The organism is Moraxella sp. ZY200743, from assembly GCF_050885545.1.
Taxonomy (GTDB): domain Bacteria; phylum Pseudomonadota; class Gammaproteobacteria; order Pseudomonadales; family Moraxellaceae; genus Moraxella; species Moraxella haemolytica.
This window is the reverse complement of record NZ_CP091313.1, coordinates 494,357-513,418: the sequence shown is the minus strand read 5'-3', so window position 1 is coordinate 513,418 and position 19,062 is coordinate 494,357. Positions and strand designations below refer to the sequence as shown.

Here is a 19,062-nt window from a genome sequence, read left to right as displayed (position 1 = left end):
AGAGAATAATACTTATGCCAATGAACCGAATTAAAGCATTTTTTGAATTAGAAGCCGCTGGAGGCATTGTGTTGGCGGTCGCTGCTATCTTGGCAATGATTGTCGCTAACTCACCCTTGTATGACTTTTATAACAGCTTTATTCATGCCCCCGTTGTGGTTCAGATTGGCGAATTTAGCATCAATAAAGATGCCCATCATTGGATTAACGATGGACTAATGGCAGTCTTTTTCTTTTTGGTGGGGCTAGAGCTAAAGCGAGAATCCCTCATTGGCGAGCTGTCTGATGTCAAGCAGATTATCCTGCCTGCCTTATGTGCAGTAGGTGGTATGATAGCTCCCGCCTTAGTTTATACAGGACTAAATCACGGTAATGCCATTGCCATGCAAGGCTGGGCGATTCCAACTGCCACCGACATTGCCTTTGCTATCGGCGTATTAAGCCTACTTGGTAACCGAGTACCCAACGCCCTAAAAGTATTTTTGGTATCCATCGCCATTTTTGATGACTTGGGGGCAATCATTATCATCGCACTATTTTACACCTCCGAGCTGTCCTTGGTTTCGCTAGGTATTGCGGCTGTTTGTCTGCCGTTTTTATTCATCTTAAACCGCCTTAATGTTGTGCGTTTAACGCCCTATCTACTGATCGGTGCGGTGTTGTGGGCTGCAATGTTAAAATCAGGCGTACACGCAACATTGGCAGGGGTGTTGTTGGCACTCTTTATCCCACTTCGCAATAAAAAAGACCCAGAACACTCGCCATTAGAAGAGCTAGAGCACGACTTGCACAACACCGTTGCCTTTGGTATCTTACCACTATTTGCTTTTGCCAATGCAGGTATTTCTCTTGCCGGTACGAATTTAGATAGTCTTATTCATGGTGTGCCGTTAGGTATTGCACTAGGTCTATTTGTCGGCAAGCAAATTGGCGTTATGCTACCTGTACTCTTGGTGGTAAAATTAGGCTTAGTACAACTACCCAAAGGGACAAATCTTAAACAGATATATGGGGTATCACTGCTGTGCGGTATCGGCTTTACCATGTCGCTATTCATATCGGGTCTTGCCTTTGGTGGCATTCCTGAAGATTACGACCCACGATTAGGCATCATCTTAGGTTCGCTCATCTCTGGTGTTGCAGGCTACATGATGTTAAGAGCCAATATTAAAGATACCGATCACCCAATCCTTGCTAAAAATGACGGTATGTATCTAGGAACCAGTGAGCAATCTTGATGATGAAGCAATATCAATCTAGACTTACCGACTTTTAGCGTGTCAAAAACCATCCTTATAAATAAACACAAACAACCCATGACTGGCGTCAGCATCAACAATCATGCTGACGCCATTTTTGTCAAAATATCAAAAACAAAGCCTGCCAAAGCAAGCATGATGACAAGCGTCAGACTCATCAATCAGCACGATCAAGTGGATACAGTTTTGGTAAATCAAGCAGTTGTTGCACAAGAGCATATTTTAAAGTCTCCCTACTACCCAAATACCGCTGATAAAAACTTGAATTGAGCAATCCTGCACCGCCTTGACCGACCGCCCAAATGCTCGCCACATAATCTCGCACCGTCATCGCACTTTTTTGTTCCTTTAGATACTGTTCAGCGATTTCAAGCAGTCTTTTCATGCGTTCACGGCGGATACGATATAGCTCGGCAAATATCTTATTAAGCCCTGACGATGTACCCGCCAGACGCTCTTCAATATGGTTAAACAGCATCGCTCGTTGTGGCAGTCGTAGTTGTTGTAATACCATGCGAGCAACGCCTGCTGCCGCCCCATCTTGGGTCTGATTCATGGCGAATAGCCGTTTTTCATGGTCAATGAGAATCCTAAGTAACAGTTCATCTTTACTGGCAAAATGCTTGTACAGTGTGCCTTTTGCCAAATCCAAATGCCACGCTAAGCTATCTAATGTCAAATCGCCTTCGCCTGATTCTAAGATGAGTTGCTCAGCAGCTTGCAGGATTTTAGTTTCCCTAATTTCAAATAATTCCTTGCGATTTGACATATCAGTCCTTACAAAATTAAACCAAGTAGCTGCCTGCATCAACCAGTTAGTAAATACAATCTCTACAATGCCCAAAAGCGTCTGTTGTCTAGCAAGCAAGCTAACAAAAAATTATAACAAACTCACACCACAAAAAACACCAATTTCACCAAAAACTTCTTAAAAATTCATCGAAAAACTCTCAAAAGCCACCGCCAATCAAAATTTACGATATGATTGATAAAATCAATAATAACATTTACAAAGTTCAGTTAATTTAATGTGAATAAATGTTCACTTTTTTAAAAAATTAGGCTACAATATAATAATATTACTAACCATCATTCCAGTCTATTTTAACCAACAGGACCCCGATATGAGCGTCGAAAGAAATCCGCAAGCCTTTGAGAACGCCCCCATCAACTGGGTGCCAGCCATTATCTTGCTATCAACCCCGCTGCTTGCCATCGTACTTGTGCCTTGGTATCTGTGGACACATGGTGTCAATCCTGCCGTTTGGACAGCTTTTGCTTTCTTTATGGCGTGGACAGGGCTATCCATTACAGCAGGTTATCATCGCCTATGGGCACACAAATCCTATGAGGCACACCCCATCATCAAATACTTCTTGTTGCTTGGGGCAACCTTAGCTGTACAGAGTTCAGCCTTTGACTGGTGTTCTGGACACAGAACTCATCATCGTCATGTTGACGATGAGTATGATGACCCATACTCATCACAGCGTGGTTTTTGGTTTAGCCATATGAATTGGATGCTTCGTAAATATCCAAGCGGTCAATACGACTACAAAAATATTCCCGACCTTAAAAAAGATAAACTACTACAACTTCAGCATAAATATTATGGCATCTGGGTAATCTTAACCAATATCGTGGTGGTTGGTTTGGCAGGTATATTGACGGGCGATATGCTTGGCACTTTTTTAATTGCAGGTCTGCTTCGTATGGTGCTAACTCATCACTTCACCTTTTTTATCAACTCGCTGTGCCATATGTTTGGCAGCAGACCATATACTGATGAAAACACCGCACGAGACAACCCAATTCTTGCCATCTTTACTTGGGGTGAAGGTTATCATAACTACCATCATTACTTTCAATATGACTATCGCAATGGCGTAAAATGGTGGCAATACGACCCAACCAAATGGTTCATCAGCATGCTACACAAAGTCGGACTTGCCAAAGACCTAAAACGAGTTGATGATGTAACCATCAAGCACGCCGAAGTCATCATGCAGTTCAAGCGTGCCCAAGCTCGCATTGAAAAAAGCAACGAAAAGAGTCTAGATGATCGCCTGCTTGCCTTTAAAGAACGCATCAGTGCCGAATATGATGCGTTCACCCAAACGGTAGAAGAATGGCACGCTCTAAAAGCAAAATCTGTTGAACTTAAGCGTACCGAATTTGTCAATCGTCTGCATGAAGCCGATGAGAAATTAAAGGAACAATTTGCTCAAGTAGAAGCCAAAATCTTGGCACACAGTGAACGCATTGAGAATGCTTACTTGCAGTTAAAAGGTAAATCGGTCCAATAAGTACCAACATCGTTTTTCTCCTTACCCTTTGTTCAATGACAAAGGGTTTTTTATGGCTGTTTGTGATACAATGGGCTAAATTAACGAGCATACCCATGAAATACCATCATCATTATCTCACTCTAGACCCCATCTTATACCACAGGCAAGCCGCCCTACCGCTAGAAAATCCCTTACTGGTGCATTTTAATCATGACTTGTATGAGCGTATTTTTGATATTCCCTTTGACGCACTTGATTGGCAAGGCATCATTGGTGGAGATAATAATGCTTTTGCTGATGAGTTTTGTCCATTGGCGATGGTTTATGCAGGACATCAGTTTGGACAATGGGCAGGACAGCTTGGCGATGGACGAGGTCTATTACTCACTCAAGTTATTAATAAAGATGGCAAACTCACCGACCTGCACTTAAAGGGTTCAGGACGCACGCCTTTTTCTCGCTTTGGTGATGGGCGAGCGATGGTCGATAGTACCGTGCGTGAGTATCTAGGCGGTCATGCCCTATCTAGCCTAGGCATCAAAAGTTCAAACGCTTTAGGTTTTGTTGTCTCAGACACGCTGATTGCTCGCATACAGATGGTCAAAGCCGCAAGCCTGCTACGAGTCAATGATTGCCATGTGCGTTTTGGGCATTTTGAATGGATTGCAGCATACCAGCCTAAGCTATTTAGCGAATTTACCTACGAGATGCTTGCAACTTATTATCCACATTTACCCAAAAATGACCTTGATGAATTTTTAAAACAGGTTTGTCAAAATACCGCCAAGCTCATCGCCCATTGGCAGCTTATCGGCTTTAGTCATGGTGTGATGAACACAGACAACCTAAACATTACAGGCTCAACACTAGACTTTGGTCCTTTTGGCATGATGGAGCGGTTTAACCCAACTTGGATCAATAACCACTCCGACCATCATGGTCGCTATACCTATCAAAACCAACCAACCATTGGGCATTGGAATTTACAAAAATGGCTATCTTGCTTTGCCTTGCTGTCAATAAAACAAGAAACCATGATGGCAAGCCTGGATAGTTACCAAGAGACTTTTTATCATACTTATAATGAAGGGATATGCAAAAAATTAGGACTGCCTCATCGCCAAGACAGCGTCAATCTTGCCTATGAATTTGTAAGTCTCTTAAAAACTTATGAACTTGATTATACCAACAGTTTTCGGGCACTCATTGCCCTAGTGGATAATATGCCATCGCCACACGAGCAAGCACTATTAGACACACTCACAGCAGAGATAGACGCTCAAGATGGTCAAACTTCATGGATGGATTGGACGACAAGATACATACAGCTCATCGAACACACCACAAATAAAACAGATGCCACCTGTCTTATGAAACAAACCAATCCTGTGTACATACTTAGAAATAGTATGGCACAAGACGCAATAGATGCCGTGCTAGCAGGGGATTTTGGCGAGATTGGGCGGTTATTTCAGCTACTAAAGACACCATTTACGGTGCAAGATATTGCCAAACCCAGTGATACACTGCCCACACAACAGCACGATATGCTACCCATCAGCTGTATGTCTTGATAAATGCAATCAACAATCATGGCAATGCAACCAAAACCATTAAAAGCCTGCACCATCTGCCATGTGCCATTGTGGTCGCCCAGTAAAAAATCACTCATAAGCAAGCTCTTTATTGGTAATACCTGCCATAGTATGTTATAATAAAGCCATATCATGATGATTGGCAGTTTGTCATCAATTTATAACAAGGATTATTATGCCTAGTATCTACTTGCTCATTCCTTTAAGTCTTATCTTGTTCATTGTGGCGATTTGGGCGATTTGGTACGCTGTGAAATCCAATCAGTTTGAAGACCTAGACAACGCACCAGAACAGATTATCTTAGATGACAGGCAAGCACGCCGAAAATCCCTAGCCAACAATCCAAACAACCATGTAAATTAACATATCCTGAAGGTGGTTCATGACAGCTTCTTTATTACTGGCAGCCCTTGCTATGGGCTTTTTTGGTTCGCCACATTGCTTGGGTATGTGTGGTGGTATTGTTACTGCATTTGGCATCTCAATGCGACATCTTTCACCCGCCAAAAGAAGACTTTTGGTTGCCACTTATCATCTTGGCAGACTGACCAGTTATATGGCATTGGGCGTGTTGGCAACGCTTATAGGTAGCCAGCTCATTGCACCATTTTTAACAAATAACGCCATGCCACGAATTTTGCTTGGAGCGGCTCTCATCTTTGCTGCCCTGCTCATGCTTGGCTTACCTGCTTTAAACCGCCTTGAAAAATTAGGTCTAGGACTATGGAACAAACTTGCTCCAGTGCGTCAAAAGGTCTTGCCCATTGATAGTCCTTCTAAGGCATTTTTAGCAGGAATATTGTGGGGGTTTTTGCCTTGTGGTTTAGTGTATGGTGCATTGGTTATGGCGGTCAGCATATCAAGCCTACATACCCATGCTTTGGTTGGTGCGACATTCATGCTATTTTTTGGCTTAGGTTCACTGCCGATGCTTATCGCTACTGATAGCATACTTGCCTTTTTGCAAAAAACGGTAAAAAAATTCAACCTACGCAAGTTCAGTGGTGCATTAATGCTAATATCAGGGATTTTGGTTGCTTTATCGCCCACCATCATGCACATGATGCACGGACACGACCACACTGGGCATGGTCATTTCGTTGGCAACCACCAACATCATATTCACAATCATCACACCGAGCATAGCTTTACTGAACACCATCACACGCAAGACAATCACAGCCATACCCAACATCAAAATCACAGCTCGCATCACACACATTAAATATCATAAATCATCATTGCCCAAGAATTAAATCAACCAATCACCCCAACTTCTGATGCCTTTTGGTTGGGGTGAGCTCTTGGTAAAGCCATCTTTTGCTTTAGTTTGATTCAATCATGCCACCAAGATTATAATTCTTCACAGATAATCCGTCATAAATCATGCCTTATAACAGATGATTATATGTTGTCATAAAAAACACCCCAAAGGCATCTGGCTTTTGGGGTGTTTATTTTAGTAAAACTTGTTAATAGTATTTATTCATTAACAAAAGAGCGATTATAGATAACCGTAAGCCACAAGTGCATTGGCAACTTGGGTAAAGCCTGCCACATTAGCACCTGTCATATAGTCAATCGCACCTTCGGTTGTGCCGTACTCTTCAGCAGCAGCCTTGGCACTTTCATGAATATTTTTCATGATTTTTTGAAGTTCCAAATCCAAATCCTCAAAAGACTTGTACTTACGCACTGAGTTTTGGCTCATCTCAAGACCAGATACCGCCACACCGCCAGCATTGGCAGCTTTACCAGGAGCATAAGCGATGCCATTGTCACGCACAATATCAATCGCTTCGGCTGTCAGTGGCATATTTGCACCTTCGCCAACATATTTGACGCCATGCTTCACAAGGGCTTTGGCATTGTCAGCATTAACTTCGTTTTGGGTGGCACAAGGCAGAGCCACTTCAGCATCAAACTGCCAAGGCTTTTGACCTTCTAACCACTCGCCACCAAACTCTGATACATAGTCAGCCAAAGCTTTGCCATTTTCTTTGTGAGCTTTAACCCAGTCAATCTTCTCTTGGGTGAAGCCATCTTTATCAACGAGCGTGCCTTTTGAGTCAGAGAAAGTGATGACTTTACCACCCAAGTGTAGGCATTTTTCGGCAGCGTACTGTGCCACATTACCCGCACCTGATACTAGGACGGTTTTGCCTTCTAGGCTATCGTTGTTGACTTTTAGCATATTATCAAGGAAGTAAACAAGTCCATAACCTGTCGCCTCAGTACGAATGAGCGAACCACCATGACCTACGCCTTTACCAGTTAGCACCCCCTCAAACTCACGAGTTAGGTTTTTGTACATCGCAAACATATAGTTCACTTCACGACCGCCCACACCGATATCGCCTGCAGGCACATCCATATCTTTGCCGACATTTTTATGAAGCTCACGCATGAATGCGTAGCAAAAACGGCGGATCTCAGCCTCGCTCTTGCCTTTAGGGTCAAAGTCTGAACCACCCTTAGCACCACCCATTGGCAAACCAGTTAGGGCATTTTTGAAAATTTGCTCAAAACCTAAGAATTTTAGAGTGCCTTCGGTTACGGTCGGGTGGAAACGGATACCGCCTTTATAAGGACCGATGGCATTGCTAAACTGTACACGCCAGCCACGGTTTACTTGAATCTCACCCTTATCGTTTTCCCAGTTTACACGGAATGAGATGATACGATCAGGCTCACATAGGCGTTCAAATACCTGCAAGGCTTCGTATTTTGGGTTATCGCCATAGACCTTCTCGATAGTCATGGCAACTTCTTTAACAGCTTGGATAAATTCTGGCTGATGAGCGTAGTTTTGCTCAATTTTAGCGATAGTAGCTTGAATAGTCATGGCAATCTTCCTATGTTGACAATAAAAAATATTTTATTAATAGAAATTCATAATTTCTGTTAATGCCTTTATTAGCAAGGATAATATAATCAAAAATTAAATAAAATGCAAACATTATTCACAATTTTTTATACATATATCTGAATTTATGATATATATCAACTCATCAATTAGTTTTATCAAATATATACTTTAATCATTCCAAAGAGTTAATCCATAAAAAACCCTGCCATTAGGCAGGATTTTTTTATTTAACAATCTCTAGGTGATCAAACTTAGGCAACTTTACACTTAGGCTATTGGTGCGATCAAACAATGTTTTTTCAAGCTCAGGTAAAGCGATTTGCATCATCGCTCCCATCACCATTTGCGGTTCAGATGGCTCAAATCCCATGAGTGCTTCTCGCTCGCCAATACGGCGACGAGCCTGAGAGAATGCTCCAGTTAACGTCGTTTGTTCACGCATACTCTCTGCAAAAAATGCTCGACCAAAATAAGTCATGTCAGCGTCATTGCTACAACCAAAAGATGCACGATCAGGTCGGCTGGCGGTAATGATGGCGGTAGTCGGACTTGATAAAGCCTGAATGAACGACCCTGAATAGCACGATGACACCACAATAACACGCCAGCGAATACCTGATGCATCAAGTGCTCCACGAAGCCACACAGGATCAATGGAGTCAAGCGTCAAAGGAGGGTTAGTCATCACCAAATCCCCCAATATACTACCTGATTCATCAACCGCCCCATGTGAACTTAATGTCAAAAATAGCACATCTTCATTAGGATTCATCTTTGTGCCGATATTCTTTAGCGACTGAGCCAAACTTGTGCGACTGGCGATGGGATGAGTATCCCAAGTGTACAAGTTGTTAATCAGCATGAGTGCACGATCTTTTACCCCAAAACGAGCTTCAAACAGCTGATGTGCTTGTTCAATTTCTTTGGCAAAGACATTTTGTTCTGCATAACCTGCCACCCCCACAAAATACCACTCACTCTTACCCTTAACCCCCTTGGCGATGGCAGATAGCTTTTGCTCCAGCAGTGCTGACTGCTCATAGAACTGCTGCTCACTTAGCGTTGGTACAACTTCCTTAACCTTAAAAATCGGTTGGTCGGCGGTGTTTTTTTGCCAGACAATCAGTAATGCTACCGCACCAGCAATCATCAACAGTCGCTCCCACCACTGCCAATGTAGCTTTTTGGCAAAAATCCACAACAACGATGCCGTCTGCCATACAAACAGCAACATGAATAAATTAGGCAAAATACCATATAAAGATGATGGCAACAGACCCTTAATATCCAAAAATTGGATGGCACTTTGTGATAACACAAGCATCGTATCAGCAGTCAGCCACAAAATCACAGGCACAAACAATAACGAATAGTTCATCGTGCGTTTTGCCAAAATGATGCCTGCCACCAAGATAATGACTGGCCAAATCAGATAACTGATGAGTCCTTGTTCATTAAAATAGCCACTTTCATGTGCCGACAAGTAGCCAAACAAAATGTTTGACCCTGAAGCTGTCAATAAGAATAATATAAACTGCCCAAAAGTTGGCTTAACCAGCGAAAATGCACGAGTACTACCAACCAGCATTTTTAATGCAGCTAAGATATTAGAATATAGACTGGCAAAGAACCCTGGTAAGGATTCAAATTTTAAAGATGATTCAGATAACGGCAAGGCGAACTCTTTTTTAAGGTTAGTGGGTGGATTGATGATTAACGATACATCTACCAAACAGCCTATTTTCTCAAAATAGCATCATCTAAGCAAGATAAATTTATCAACACCTTAAATCAGCTCAACAAGATAACAACCCATACTGAGTGATTGCAGTAAACATAAGTTGATTGCCAATAAAAAAGCAGGCATAAAAAAGAGCGAACAGATTCGCCCTTTTGTGCAATTTCATCAATAAATACATCAATCTATAATGCCGTCTGTGGGGCAACTTGATGGTATCCACGCTCATAGTAAGTTAACGCCTCATTACTATCGCCATGCTTGATTGCCACAATTTCACAAATCAAGATGCCGTGCGTGCCTACTTCCTTAATTTCACGAATCTTACAATCAAAACCAATGAGAGCTTCTTCCAAAAGTGGCGAACCTGTTGCCAAAGTCGTCCAACTGGCAGTAGCAAATCTCTCTTCTGCACTCAACGAAGATGCAAAGGCGTTGGATAAATGCGACTGCTTGGCAGTTAGCGTATTGACCATCAGTACGCCATTTTTGACAAAGTCCTCATAAAAGCGAATGCTTGTATTCATACACACAAGAAGCGTGGGTGGTGAGTCGGTAACGCTTGCTACTGCCGATGCAGTAAAGCCGTAGCGACCATGTTCGCCATCAGTGGTTACGACATGCACGGCAGTGGCTAGCTTTGCCATCGCATCTTTAAAATCTGTTACAGATACCATGTTAATTCTTAAAATCTAATCAGTGTTTATCAAAGTAAACATGAGGTGCGACATGCACACCTTATGTACAAATACGCCTAGCGATTCGCTGTCAATTCGGTACGGATAATCTGTGCTCCTTGACTAAGGGCGTTGAGCTTACCTCGTGCCACCGTGCGAGACAAAGGAGCCATACCGCAGTTGGTAGAAGGATATAGCTTATCTGCATCCACAAATTGTAGAGCTTTACGCAAAGTATCCGCCACCTGCTCTGGTGTTTCAACGGTATTGGTTGCCACATCAATCGCCCCCACCATGACTTTTTTACCACGCACCAGTTCAATCAAGTCCATTGGCACTTTAGAATTTTGACATTCCAATGAAATGATATCAATGCTTGATTTTTGTAGTAACGGGAAGCTCTCTTCGTATTGCCGCCACTCATTGCCTAGCGTCTGCTTCCAATCGGTATTTGCCTTGATGCCATAGCCATAGCAAATATGTACCGCTGTTTGACAGTTTAGACCCTCTACTGCTCGCTCTAAAGCTGCCACACCCCAATCACTAAGTTCGTCAAAAAACACATTAAAAGCAGGTTCATCAAACTGGATAATATCCACGCCTGCTGCTTCTAGTTCTTTTGCTTCATCGTTTAGGATTTTGGCAAATTCCCACGCCAACTTTTCACGACTCTTATAATGCCCATCATACAGCGTATCAATCATCGTCATCGGACCAGGTAACGCCCATTTGATGAGTTTATCGGTATGTGCACGCAAGAACTTGGCATCTTCCACAAATACCGATTTAGGGCGTGATACCGCCCCTACCACGCTAGGCACGCTAGCATCATAACGATTGCGGATACGAACAGTCTCTCGTTTATTAAAATCCACACCGTCTAGATGTTCGATGAATGTCGTTACAAAATGCTGGCGAGTCTGCTCACCATCGCTCACAATATCAATACCAGCAGCGGCTTGCTCAGCAAGTGACACCAACAAGGCATCTTGCTTGGCTTGTCGCAATTCATCGCCTGAGAATTTCCATTCCGACCATAGTTTTTCAGGTTCGGCAAGCCAAGCAGGTTTTGGTAAACTGCCGGCAGTAGAAGTAGGGAGTAAAAGTTTGCTCATTGTGTTTTCCTAAAAGCCTAAAATCTCATGTGATACAAAAAAGCCAAATCAGCCGATGATTCTATCAGCTGATTTGAACCAAAGTTAATTATTTTTCATTTAACCAAGCATCTAAAATCTCTTTATAGGGCTTGATGAACTGCTCTTCTGCAAGCTTACCCTGCTTGATGGCAAGCTCGGTACGCTCCACACGGTCATATTCAACTTGGGTCAGTGAGTAGTCTTGATAAGTCAAGCTACCTTTATACACCTGCCCTGCCACCGAGTTAGCATTATAAATCTCTGGGCGATAGATTTTTTGGAAAGCTTCCATTGTGGCAATCGTACTGATTAGTTCAAGGTTGGTATAATCATTGAGCAAATCAGCATTTTCATCAAAATAAAACGCATACGGTGCAACCGAATTAGGCGGCATGAAGTAGCGAACCTTTAAGCCCATCTTGGCAAAGTATTCATCAGTCAATGAATAGTCATTTTGCACATATTCCACACCTAAAATTGGGTGAGCGTTGGTTGTTCTGTGGTAAGTTCTGGTGGTTGCCACGCTTAAGCACAAGACGGGTGGTTTTTTGAATTGAGCTTGGTATTCTGGCGAGTTTACCATGAGTTTGAACAATTTGCCATGCAAATCGCCATAACCTGCTGGTACGCTAAACTCACTCTTGCCTTCGTTATATTCACGAAGCAACACGCTAAAATCATAATCACGCACAAAAGATGAGAAGCTATTACCGATGATGCCATCGATGGTTTTGCCAGTCTTATGGTCAATCACTGAAGTTTTTAGCCATTCAAGACCTGAGAAGAACTCGCCCTTACCTGCCACATCAATATCAATAGACACAATGTCTAGCTTTACTGAGTAGCGGTCGCCATTAGGATTGTCCCAATTTGCCAAATCATTAAAACGATTGTCAATCATGTTAATGGCATTTTGTAAGTTTTGCTTGCGGTTCTCGCCTCGAGCCAAGTTGGCAAAGTTAGTGGTTAAGCGAGTACTACTGGCTGGTTCATAATTTTCATCAAATTCAAGGGTATGAACTTGGCATTTAAATTGTGTTGTCATGTCATCACCTATGTTTAGTGGTTGTCAGCTGTTTTTCACAACTGCTTAAAAGACATGTATATTAAACCACAAAACTTAGCTGAATAAAAATGATATATTTTTAAAAATAATTGAAAATAATTCAAGTTACCTCACAAGCCCAACTATTTTTACTTTACGCTTCTTCAATTTACCAAAAATCCGACACATGGCTCACAAATAACCAACAAACAAAACGGCAACTAGACTGCCAAACTTTGCATATCCCATCTGGGCACACACGAAACCGATAGTCCATCACTCTGCCCCATCTGTAAACGGCAGTATCCTGCATAAGCAATCATCGCTCCATTATCCGTACATAGCTCTTTTGGTGCATAATGCACGGTGGCATGAATTTTGGCGAGCTGTTTTTCTAGATTTAATCGAAGTTCACTGTTGGCGGACACACCACCTGCAATAACAAGGCGTTTTAGTCCTGTCTGCTTTAATGCCTTAATACATTTTTTAACCAGTGTATCAACAACTGCAAACTCAAAACTTGCTGCAATATTGGCACGAACCACAGGGTCCTTATCGGCATTTGGCGTGTCTTTGATGACATTATGAATAGCAGTTTTCATGCCACTGAATGAAAAATCAAGTCCTTTGCCCAACATGGGGCGTGGTAGCTCATAGGCATTCTTATCCCCACCGACCGCCAGTTGTGCGATATTTGGACCGCCCGGATAAGGCAGATTTAGCATCTTTGCTGCTTTATCAAAGCACTCGCCTGCTGCATCGTCAATAGATTCACCCAAAACTTCATATTGACCCACCCCATCTGCTCGCACAAGCATGGTATGCCCACCTGAAACCAACAAACAGACAAAAGGAAATGCCACATCATCACCCAACAAAGGTGCTAACAGATGTCCTTCCATGTGATGCACACCAATGGCGGGCACGCCAAGCCCATAAGCAAGCGTCCGCCCAAACAACGCTCCTGTCATCAAAGCACCAATCAATCCTGGACCTTTGGTATAGGCGATAGCACTAATCTTGTGCTTTGAGATATTCGCCTGCTCCAACAAATCATGAAAAAGCGGTACAAGTTTACGAATATGGTCTCGGCTAGCAAGCTCAGGCACAACGCCACCATAAGTAGCATGCAGTTCAATCTGGCTATGCAGCACTTGAGCGAGTACACCGCCCTTTCCATCATTCATTTGGCTATCATAAATCGCAAGCCCTGTCTCATCACAAGATGTCTCAAGCCCCAATACTTTCATAATTTCTCAAGTTTTTCAAATCATTTAGCACTTTATTATAACATGATTTTTATGATACAGTTTGTAATATGGCATAACTTAAGTAATAGACCAAAATAGCCTAAGGTCTTAAACATCTTTAAAAAATCCAAAAAAGATAGCTAAACATGCGTTCAAAGACCTGCATCATTTATCGGATTACTTGAGCTACCTCTTATGCTGTTATGATTATTAGAATTTAAAATGATCGCAAAATAGTATCAACGCCCCATAACCTTACCCTCTCGGCGTGGGTCAGCACCGCCCGATAGACCTGCATTCGTAATCACAATACCTTGAACGCCTGAATTCAAATCCCGAATATCAGTTTTAAAGCCAAACTCAATGAGCTTATCATTAAAGTCTATTGCATCACTGTTTTGTTCAAGCTCATAATTACCAAAGCGGTTTAAAACATTTGGGTAATTAATCGCTTGTTGAATATCCATACCCCAATCAATATGTGCCACCAGTGTTTTGGCGACATAGCCAATAATACGACTACCGCCTGGCGAACCAACTGCCATATACGGCTTACCATCTAGCATCACAATAGTAGGTGCCATTGATGAGCGTGGACGCTTACCACCTTCAACACGATTGGCGACATATTTACCGCTCTTGGTTGGCTCAAAAGAAAAATCAGTCAATTCGTTATTTAATAAATAACCATTCGCCATAAGCCCTGAACCAAACGCATTTTCGATTGATGTGGTCATGGATAATACATTGCCATATTTATCCACGATGCTAATATGGCTTGTAGACGGTAATTCTAGACTTGGGGCAGCAGCATACTTGCTTTGTAAATTGGGCACATTGCCTGCTTGAACCATATCAAGGGCAGTATTGCTGTTTTTGATAAGTTTGGCACGGTTTTTTAGATAATGGTCTGACATCAAAAATTGGCTTGGCACATTGACAAATTCGGGGTCAGCTACATATTTTTCACGGTCAGCAAATGCAAGCCTTGACGCATCACCCAAGATTCTTAGCGTGTTTGGGTCATCTTTTGGTAATTGCTCTTTTGAAAATTGATTGAGCACACCGACAATCTGCCCAACCGCAATACCCCCAGAGCTTGGTGCGTCCATACCACACACTTGATAGCTGCGGTAATTGGCACAGACAGGCTCTTTTTGTATGACTTTATAATCATGAAAATCCGCCATACTTAATGCACCGTTGTTATTTTGGACGACACCTACGATGTTTTGGGCATACCGACCTTGATAAAATGGGCGTGAACCTTCTGCAGCAAGCATTTTTAAGGTATTTGCGTATTCATTATTTTTTAGCAAATCACCCTCTTGCAAAGGTTTGCCATTTGGCAAAAAGTAATCAGCAGTTGATTTATAATTTGCTAAGGTTTTTTGATTACTTTTAATAGAGTCTGCCATGCGTTTTGAGACATAAAAACCATTTTTGCTTAAACCAATGGGTGTATCAAATAGGCTTTGCCATGCTAATTTACCATATTTTTTGTGCAAGGTTTCCATAAGCATGGGGATAGCAGGCACACCAACCGAGCGACCGCCAACGACTGCATCCATAAAGCCCATAGGCTTACCATCCTTCATAAATAACTCACCATCAACCGCTTGTGGGGCAGTTTCCCGCCCATCAAAAGTTGTTAACTGCTTCGTTTTATTATCCCAATAGACAACAAATGCCCCACCGCCAAGTCCTGATGATTGCGGCTCAACAAGGCCAAGCGTGCTCTGTACAGCGATCATAGCATCAATGGCTGTACCACCCTTTAATAAAATATCATAGCCTGCTTGCGTGGCAATAGGATTAGCGGTAGCTACCATAAAATGTTTGGCGTGCGTCAGTTTTTGGTCAGTTAAACCATAGCCAATTTCTGGGGCAATGTCTTGTTTTTTTCGTTCACTGATGTTAGTTGTAGGTTTGGCAGTTTTGGTTTGCGTGGTGGGTGTTGCCACACAACCTGACAAAACAAATACCATCATCAAAGATAAAGCAGCCTTCATTGGATATTCCTTAATAAAATTTTGTTTCTAGAATTTAACTGTATTTTAACAAGGCATCATATTTTTGTATATGATTATTTTGATAAAGTTGCCAAGCTAAATGTGATGACTCTAATAAAACAAAGACTCAAAGATGACAAAAAACCGCACTAAGGCGGTTTTTAAACATCAATAGACTATTTAGAACCAGCTCCCCAGTTAAAGCCCCATTTATAATAATCGTCACAGTCTTCATGTCCACGATGAAAGGTAATTTGCTTGCGTACTGTCATATGATTACCAGAAAAATCAATCATAGCAATCGCACAAAATTTTCTGCCATCAGTCTGTCTGCCCATTTCAACCACAACATCAGGTTGATTGGGTATTTTTATTGTTACAATGGCATCAGACTCATTCCACTTGGCAACCCCATCATAAATAAAACAATAAACGATTAGCTGTCTAATATCTAAAATACCCTGTGGGTTAACCAGAATACTTTCGCCAGTCGCACTACTACCAACTCTATCATCTCCACAATGCCATACCCAAGGTGATTGTGTATAACAACCTTGTGCGGTTTGTTGGTTTCTTGCTCCGCCACGATTGTGAGAAAATTGCACGCCATCAATGACACCTGATTGACCATTTTTTAATTGATAATAACAACCCAAATCTAAATCGATCTCTTGATGTTTTTGGAATAAACCAGCTAGCAATCCATTAGGTTTTTTGCTTTGAGACCAGTTTAAATTAATAACGATAGCACTGTCATTATTTTTGGATAAGTCTACTCTTGCTGCATCGCCAGATTTTTCTAGCACAATTTTACTCAGTGAAATTTTTGGTTTTTTGGTTACATCAATTGCCATTATGCACTCCTAATCATAAGAACCAACCCTAAAAAATAAAGAGCGAATAATTAACCGCTCTTTATTGTCAATAGCTATTTATTAGATATTAATACCATAATTGCGTACCAAAGCTCCTAAACCACCTGAAAAACCTTGGCCGATAGCACGGAATTTCCACTCGCCATTATGGCGGTACACTTCCCCAAAAATCATGGCGGTTTCGGTAGAAGCATCTTCATTTAAATCAAAACGAGCGATTTCCCTGTCACTTACCCCATTTACACAGCGAATAAATGCATTGGAAACCTGACCAAAACTTTGTCTTCTAATGTCGGCATCATGAATGGTTACAGCAATGGCAATCTTTTCAATACCTGCTGGCACTTTATCTAAATTAATGATTAGACTTTCATCATCACCATCACCCTCACCAGTACGATTATCACCTGTATGCTCCACGCTACCATCAATTGACTTTAAGTTATTATAAAAAATAAAATCATTATCTGAACGCACTTTATCGTTGCTAGCCAACAAAAAAGCACTGCCATCAAGGTCAAAATCCACACCATCAGTTGAACGCACATCCCAACCCAAACCAATAATAAGCTTGGTTAAGCTAGGGTCGCTTTTGCTCAAGCTGACATTACCGCCTCTTGATAAAGATACTAACATAATCATTCTCCATTGTGTCAAGTGAAAAAGAAAAACAGTTATTGTTTTTCAGGAAAAATAAACGATGCAATCACACCGCTTGCTAGAACAGATAAAACTATTATTAAACTTGTATTTGCTGAAATATGAATGCCTGTGTCGCTAATGGCATGATTCCACGACTGCAAACCCATTTTAAAGCCAATAAAAAACAATAACGCAACCACCGCCTTTTCTAAATACACCAAATATTTGGTTAATGCAGCTAGTACAAAATACAAACTTCTAAGCCCCAAAATGGCAAAAATCATTGCCGCATACACCAATAATGGCTCTTGAGTGATCGCAATAACCGCAGGTACAGAGTCAAAAGCAAAAGCCACATCAGATGTCTCAATCGCCATTAGGCACAAAAAAGCAGGGGTGGCATAACGCAAACCTTTTCTTGTCGTTACAGCTAATTGTTCAGCATTAAGCTCACCATGTTTGACAAAAAATTTATCGCCAAAAAGTCGGCTATAAATAGGTGTAAATTTACCCATCAATCGCACGCTCCAATGATTAGAATAATCTTCAATTTCTTTACTATCATCATCGCTGCCTTGTAGCATTTTAAACCCACTCCAAATGACAAATGCAGAGAACAAGAAACCAACCCAAGGACTGGCAACAAAAAGCCCTGTACCGATTGCTACAAATATCGCCCTAAAAGCCAAAGCACCGATAATTCCCCAATACAAAATTCGATGTTGCAACTTGCCTGCAATACCAAATGATGAAAAAATTGCCATAAAGACCATTAGGTTATCAATGGATAAACTCTTTTCTAGAACATATCCTGCCAGATAAAGATTGGCAAATTCAGGTGTAAATCGCCACCACAAATAACTATAAAATAGCATCGCAAGACCAATCCAAAAGACAGACCAAAGCGATGCATCTTTTATGCTAATTTCAGCAGTGTTTCTGTGAGCAAATAAATCTAAATAAACAGAAATGACAATCACACCAAAAAATATTACAATCGTTTCAATTGGAAAACCAAAACCCTGCATACAAATCCTTACTTAAAAAAATACTTGCCAATTAAAGCGACAAAAAATATAATGAAATTATAATGATGACAAGCAACTTCAACCACCAACAAGCAATATTTATAAAAAACACATTTGTGGTGAAAATTACCCAAAAAGTAGGCAATATGAAAAACATTCCCCAAAAAATTAAAATCATGCGTGAAATAAATCAGTGGTCTCAAGAGGAGATGGCAAATAAATTGCACATGTCTGTTAATGGCTACGCTAAGATTGAACGCGGAGAGACCAAGCTGACATTAGCCAAACTAGAACAAATAGCACAGATTTTTGAGTTGGATGTGCTTGAACTGATGCAAAATAGCAATAAAAATATTTATTTTTTAATGAATAACGAAAGTTCAGATAATAATACAGCTTACTGTGGAACAAATGATAGTATTGCCACTGACAACGAAAAACTAAAGATGTTATTGAGACATAAAGATGAATTACTTCAAAATAAAGATGTGCTACTAGAACAAAAACAAAATGAGATTGATTCACTAAAAGAAATTATTACTTTGTTAAAGAAAAATTCAAAATCTGATTCATAAACCAAAAAAAGCCCTGCACTGGCAGGACTTTTTTATTTAAATACTCACTTTTATTTTACTAACTTTGGTTTT

Annotated in this window: 17 protein-coding genes; 6 read left to right on the top strand and 11 right to left on the bottom strand. The window is 41.2% G+C overall.

The window, feature by feature from the left end; genetic code table 11:
- Positions 1-14: 14 nt before the first annotated feature.
- Positions 15-1,238 (top strand): Na+/H+ antiporter NhaA, encoded by a 1,224-nt coding sequence (gene nhaA / locus L3D27_RS02400; RefSeq protein ID WP_432481441.1) that lies wholly within the window; start codon positions 15-17, stop codon positions 1,236-1,238.
- A 178-nt stretch (positions 1,239-1,416) separates the two neighbouring features.
- On the opposite strand, the gene L3D27_RS02395 is transcribed toward nhaA, so the two are convergent.
- Entirely contained in the window at positions 1,417-2,028 is a 612-nt protein-coding gene (locus tag L3D27_RS02395; RefSeq protein ID WP_284674085.1) for a TetR/AcrR family transcriptional regulator, read from the bottom strand.
- Between the two features lie 355 nt (positions 2,029-2,383).
- Here L3D27_RS02395 and L3D27_RS02390 point away from each other — a divergent pair, with 355 nt between their 5' ends.
- From L3D27_RS02390 to L3D27_RS02375, 4 genes are all read left to right on the top strand, one after another.
- Positions 2,384-3,565 (top strand): acyl-CoA desaturase, encoded by a 1,182-nt coding sequence (locus L3D27_RS02390; protein WP_432481440.1) that lies wholly within the window; start codon positions 2,384-2,386, stop codon positions 3,563-3,565.
- A gap of 95 nt (positions 3,566-3,660) precedes the next feature.
- Positions 3,661-5,121, top strand: a complete 1,461-nt coding sequence (locus L3D27_RS02385) for a protein adenylyltransferase SelO family protein (protein ID WP_284674083.1) — start codon at positions 3,661-3,663, stop codon at positions 5,119-5,121.
- A gap of 196 nt (positions 5,122-5,317) precedes the next feature.
- Positions 5,318-5,506, top strand: coding sequence for a cbb3-type cytochrome oxidase assembly protein CcoS (gene ccoS / locus L3D27_RS02380; RefSeq protein ID WP_284674081.1), 189 nt, complete (start codon positions 5,318-5,320; stop codon positions 5,504-5,506).
- 19 nt (positions 5,507-5,525) lie between these two features.
- Positions 5,526-6,368, top strand: coding sequence for a sulfite exporter TauE/SafE family protein (locus L3D27_RS02375; RefSeq protein ID WP_284674080.1), 843 nt, complete (start codon positions 5,526-5,528; stop codon positions 6,366-6,368).
- Positions 6,369-6,647: 279 nt separating this feature from the next.
- On the opposite strand, the gene gdhA is transcribed toward L3D27_RS02375, so the two are convergent.
- From gdhA to L3D27_RS02325, 10 genes are all read right to left on the bottom strand, one after another.
- Positions 6,648-7,988 carry an NADP-specific glutamate dehydrogenase gene (gene gdhA / locus L3D27_RS02370; protein WP_284674079.1) on the bottom strand — a complete coding sequence of 447 codons (1,341 nt, stop codon included), beginning with the start codon at positions 7,986-7,988 and terminating at the stop codon, positions 6,648-6,650.
- A 247-nt stretch (positions 7,989-8,235) separates the two neighbouring features.
- Complete coding sequence (locus tag L3D27_RS02365; protein WP_284674078.1) at positions 8,236-9,687, bottom strand: C13 family peptidase; 1,452 nt, start codon at positions 9,685-9,687, stop codon at positions 8,236-8,238.
- Between the two features lie 248 nt (positions 9,688-9,935).
- Positions 9,936-10,427, bottom strand: a complete 492-nt coding sequence (locus L3D27_RS02360; protein ID WP_284674077.1) for a flavin reductase family protein — start codon at positions 10,425-10,427, stop codon at positions 9,936-9,938.
- A 77-nt stretch (positions 10,428-10,504) separates the two neighbouring features.
- Positions 10,505-11,542 carry a methionine synthase gene (locus L3D27_RS02355; RefSeq protein WP_432481439.1) on the bottom strand — a complete coding sequence of 346 codons (1,038 nt, stop codon included), beginning with the start codon at positions 11,540-11,542 and terminating at the stop codon, positions 10,505-10,507.
- An 88-nt stretch (positions 11,543-11,630) separates the two neighbouring features.
- The gene (locus L3D27_RS02350) at positions 11,631-12,608 is read right to left on the bottom strand and encodes a DUF1852 domain-containing protein (protein WP_373628103.1); all 978 of its coding nucleotides are present in this window, start codon (positions 12,606-12,608) and stop codon (positions 11,631-11,633) included.
- 221 nt (positions 12,609-12,829) lie between these two features.
- A complete protein-coding gene (gene tsaD, locus L3D27_RS02345; protein ID WP_373628102.1) occupies positions 12,830-13,858 on the bottom strand; it encodes a tRNA (adenosine(37)-N6)-threonylcarbamoyltransferase complex transferase subunit TsaD in 1,029 nt (342 codons plus the stop codon).
- A gap of 239 nt (positions 13,859-14,097) precedes the next feature.
- Entirely contained in the window at positions 14,098-15,870 is a 1,773-nt protein-coding gene (ggt, locus tag L3D27_RS02340) for a gamma-glutamyltransferase (protein WP_432481438.1), read from the bottom strand.
- 176 nt (positions 15,871-16,046) lie between these two features.
- The gene (locus tag L3D27_RS02335) at positions 16,047-16,724 is read right to left on the bottom strand and encodes a hypothetical protein (protein ID WP_432481437.1); all 678 of its coding nucleotides are present in this window, start codon (positions 16,722-16,724) and stop codon (positions 16,047-16,049) included.
- Between the two features lie 81 nt (positions 16,725-16,805).
- Positions 16,806-17,381 (bottom strand): TerD family protein, encoded by a 576-nt coding sequence (locus L3D27_RS02330; protein WP_432481436.1) that lies wholly within the window; start codon positions 17,379-17,381, stop codon positions 16,806-16,808.
- A gap of 38 nt (positions 17,382-17,419) precedes the next feature.
- Positions 17,420-18,415, bottom strand: a complete 996-nt coding sequence (locus L3D27_RS02325) for a TerC/Alx family metal homeostasis membrane protein (protein WP_432481435.1) — start codon at positions 18,413-18,415, stop codon at positions 17,420-17,422.
- Between the two features lie 62 nt (positions 18,416-18,477).
- Between L3D27_RS02325 and L3D27_RS02320 the strand changes: the two genes are divergently transcribed.
- Positions 18,478-18,990: a helix-turn-helix domain-containing protein gene (locus L3D27_RS02320; RefSeq protein ID WP_432481434.1), complete on the top strand. Its 513-nt coding sequence runs from the start codon at positions 18,478-18,480 to the stop codon at positions 18,988-18,990.
- Positions 18,991-19,062 lie beyond the last annotated feature (72 nt).

Coding starts and splice junctions, on each gene's coding strand:
- L3D27_RS02335 (WP_432481437.1), bottom strand. CDS start 16,724: ATGGCAATTGATGTAACCAAAAAACCAAAAATTTCACTGAGTAAAATT.
- L3D27_RS02390 (WP_432481440.1), top strand. CDS start 2,384: ATGAGCGTCGAAAGAAATCCGCAAGCCTTTGAGAACGCCCCCATCAAC.
- L3D27_RS02360 (WP_284674077.1), bottom strand. CDS start 10,427: ATGGTATCTGTAACAGATTTTAAAGATGCGATGGCAAAGCTAGCCACT.
- L3D27_RS02350 (WP_373628103.1), bottom strand. CDS start 12,608: ATGACAACACAATTTAAATGCCAAGTTCATACCCTTGAATTTGATGAA.
- nhaA (WP_432481441.1), top strand. CDS start 15: ATGCCAATGAACCGAATTAAAGCATTTTTTGAATTAGAAGCCGCTGGA.
- L3D27_RS02325 (WP_432481435.1), bottom strand. CDS start 18,415: ATGCAGGGTTTTGGTTTTCCAATTGAAACGATTGTAATATTTTTTGGT.
- gdhA (WP_284674079.1), bottom strand. CDS start 7,988: ATGACTATTCAAGCTACTATCGCTAAAATTGAGCAAAACTACGCTCAT.
- L3D27_RS02385 (WP_284674083.1), top strand. CDS start 3,661: ATGAAATACCATCATCATTATCTCACTCTAGACCCCATCTTATACCAC.
- L3D27_RS02320 (WP_432481434.1), top strand. CDS start 18,478: ATGATGACAAGCAACTTCAACCACCAACAAGCAATATTTATAAAAAAC.
- ggt (WP_432481438.1), bottom strand. CDS start 15,870: ATGAAGGCTGCTTTATCTTTGATGATGGTATTTGTTTTGTCAGGTTGT.
- ccoS (WP_284674081.1), top strand. CDS start 5,318: ATGCCTAGTATCTACTTGCTCATTCCTTTAAGTCTTATCTTGTTCATT.
- L3D27_RS02375 (WP_284674080.1), top strand. CDS start 5,526: ATGACAGCTTCTTTATTACTGGCAGCCCTTGCTATGGGCTTTTTTGGT.
- tsaD (WP_373628102.1), bottom strand. CDS start 13,858: ATGAAAGTATTGGGGCTTGAGACATCTTGTGATGAGACAGGGCTTGCG.
- L3D27_RS02355 (WP_432481439.1), bottom strand. CDS start 11,542: ATGAGCAAACTTTTACTCCCTACTTCTACTGCCGGCAGTTTACCAAAA.
- L3D27_RS02395 (WP_284674085.1), bottom strand. CDS start 2,028: ATGTCAAATCGCAAGGAATTATTTGAAATTAGGGAAACTAAAATCCTG.
- L3D27_RS02330 (WP_432481436.1), bottom strand. CDS start 17,381: ATGTTAGTATCTTTATCAAGAGGCGGTAATGTCAGCTTGAGCAAAAGC.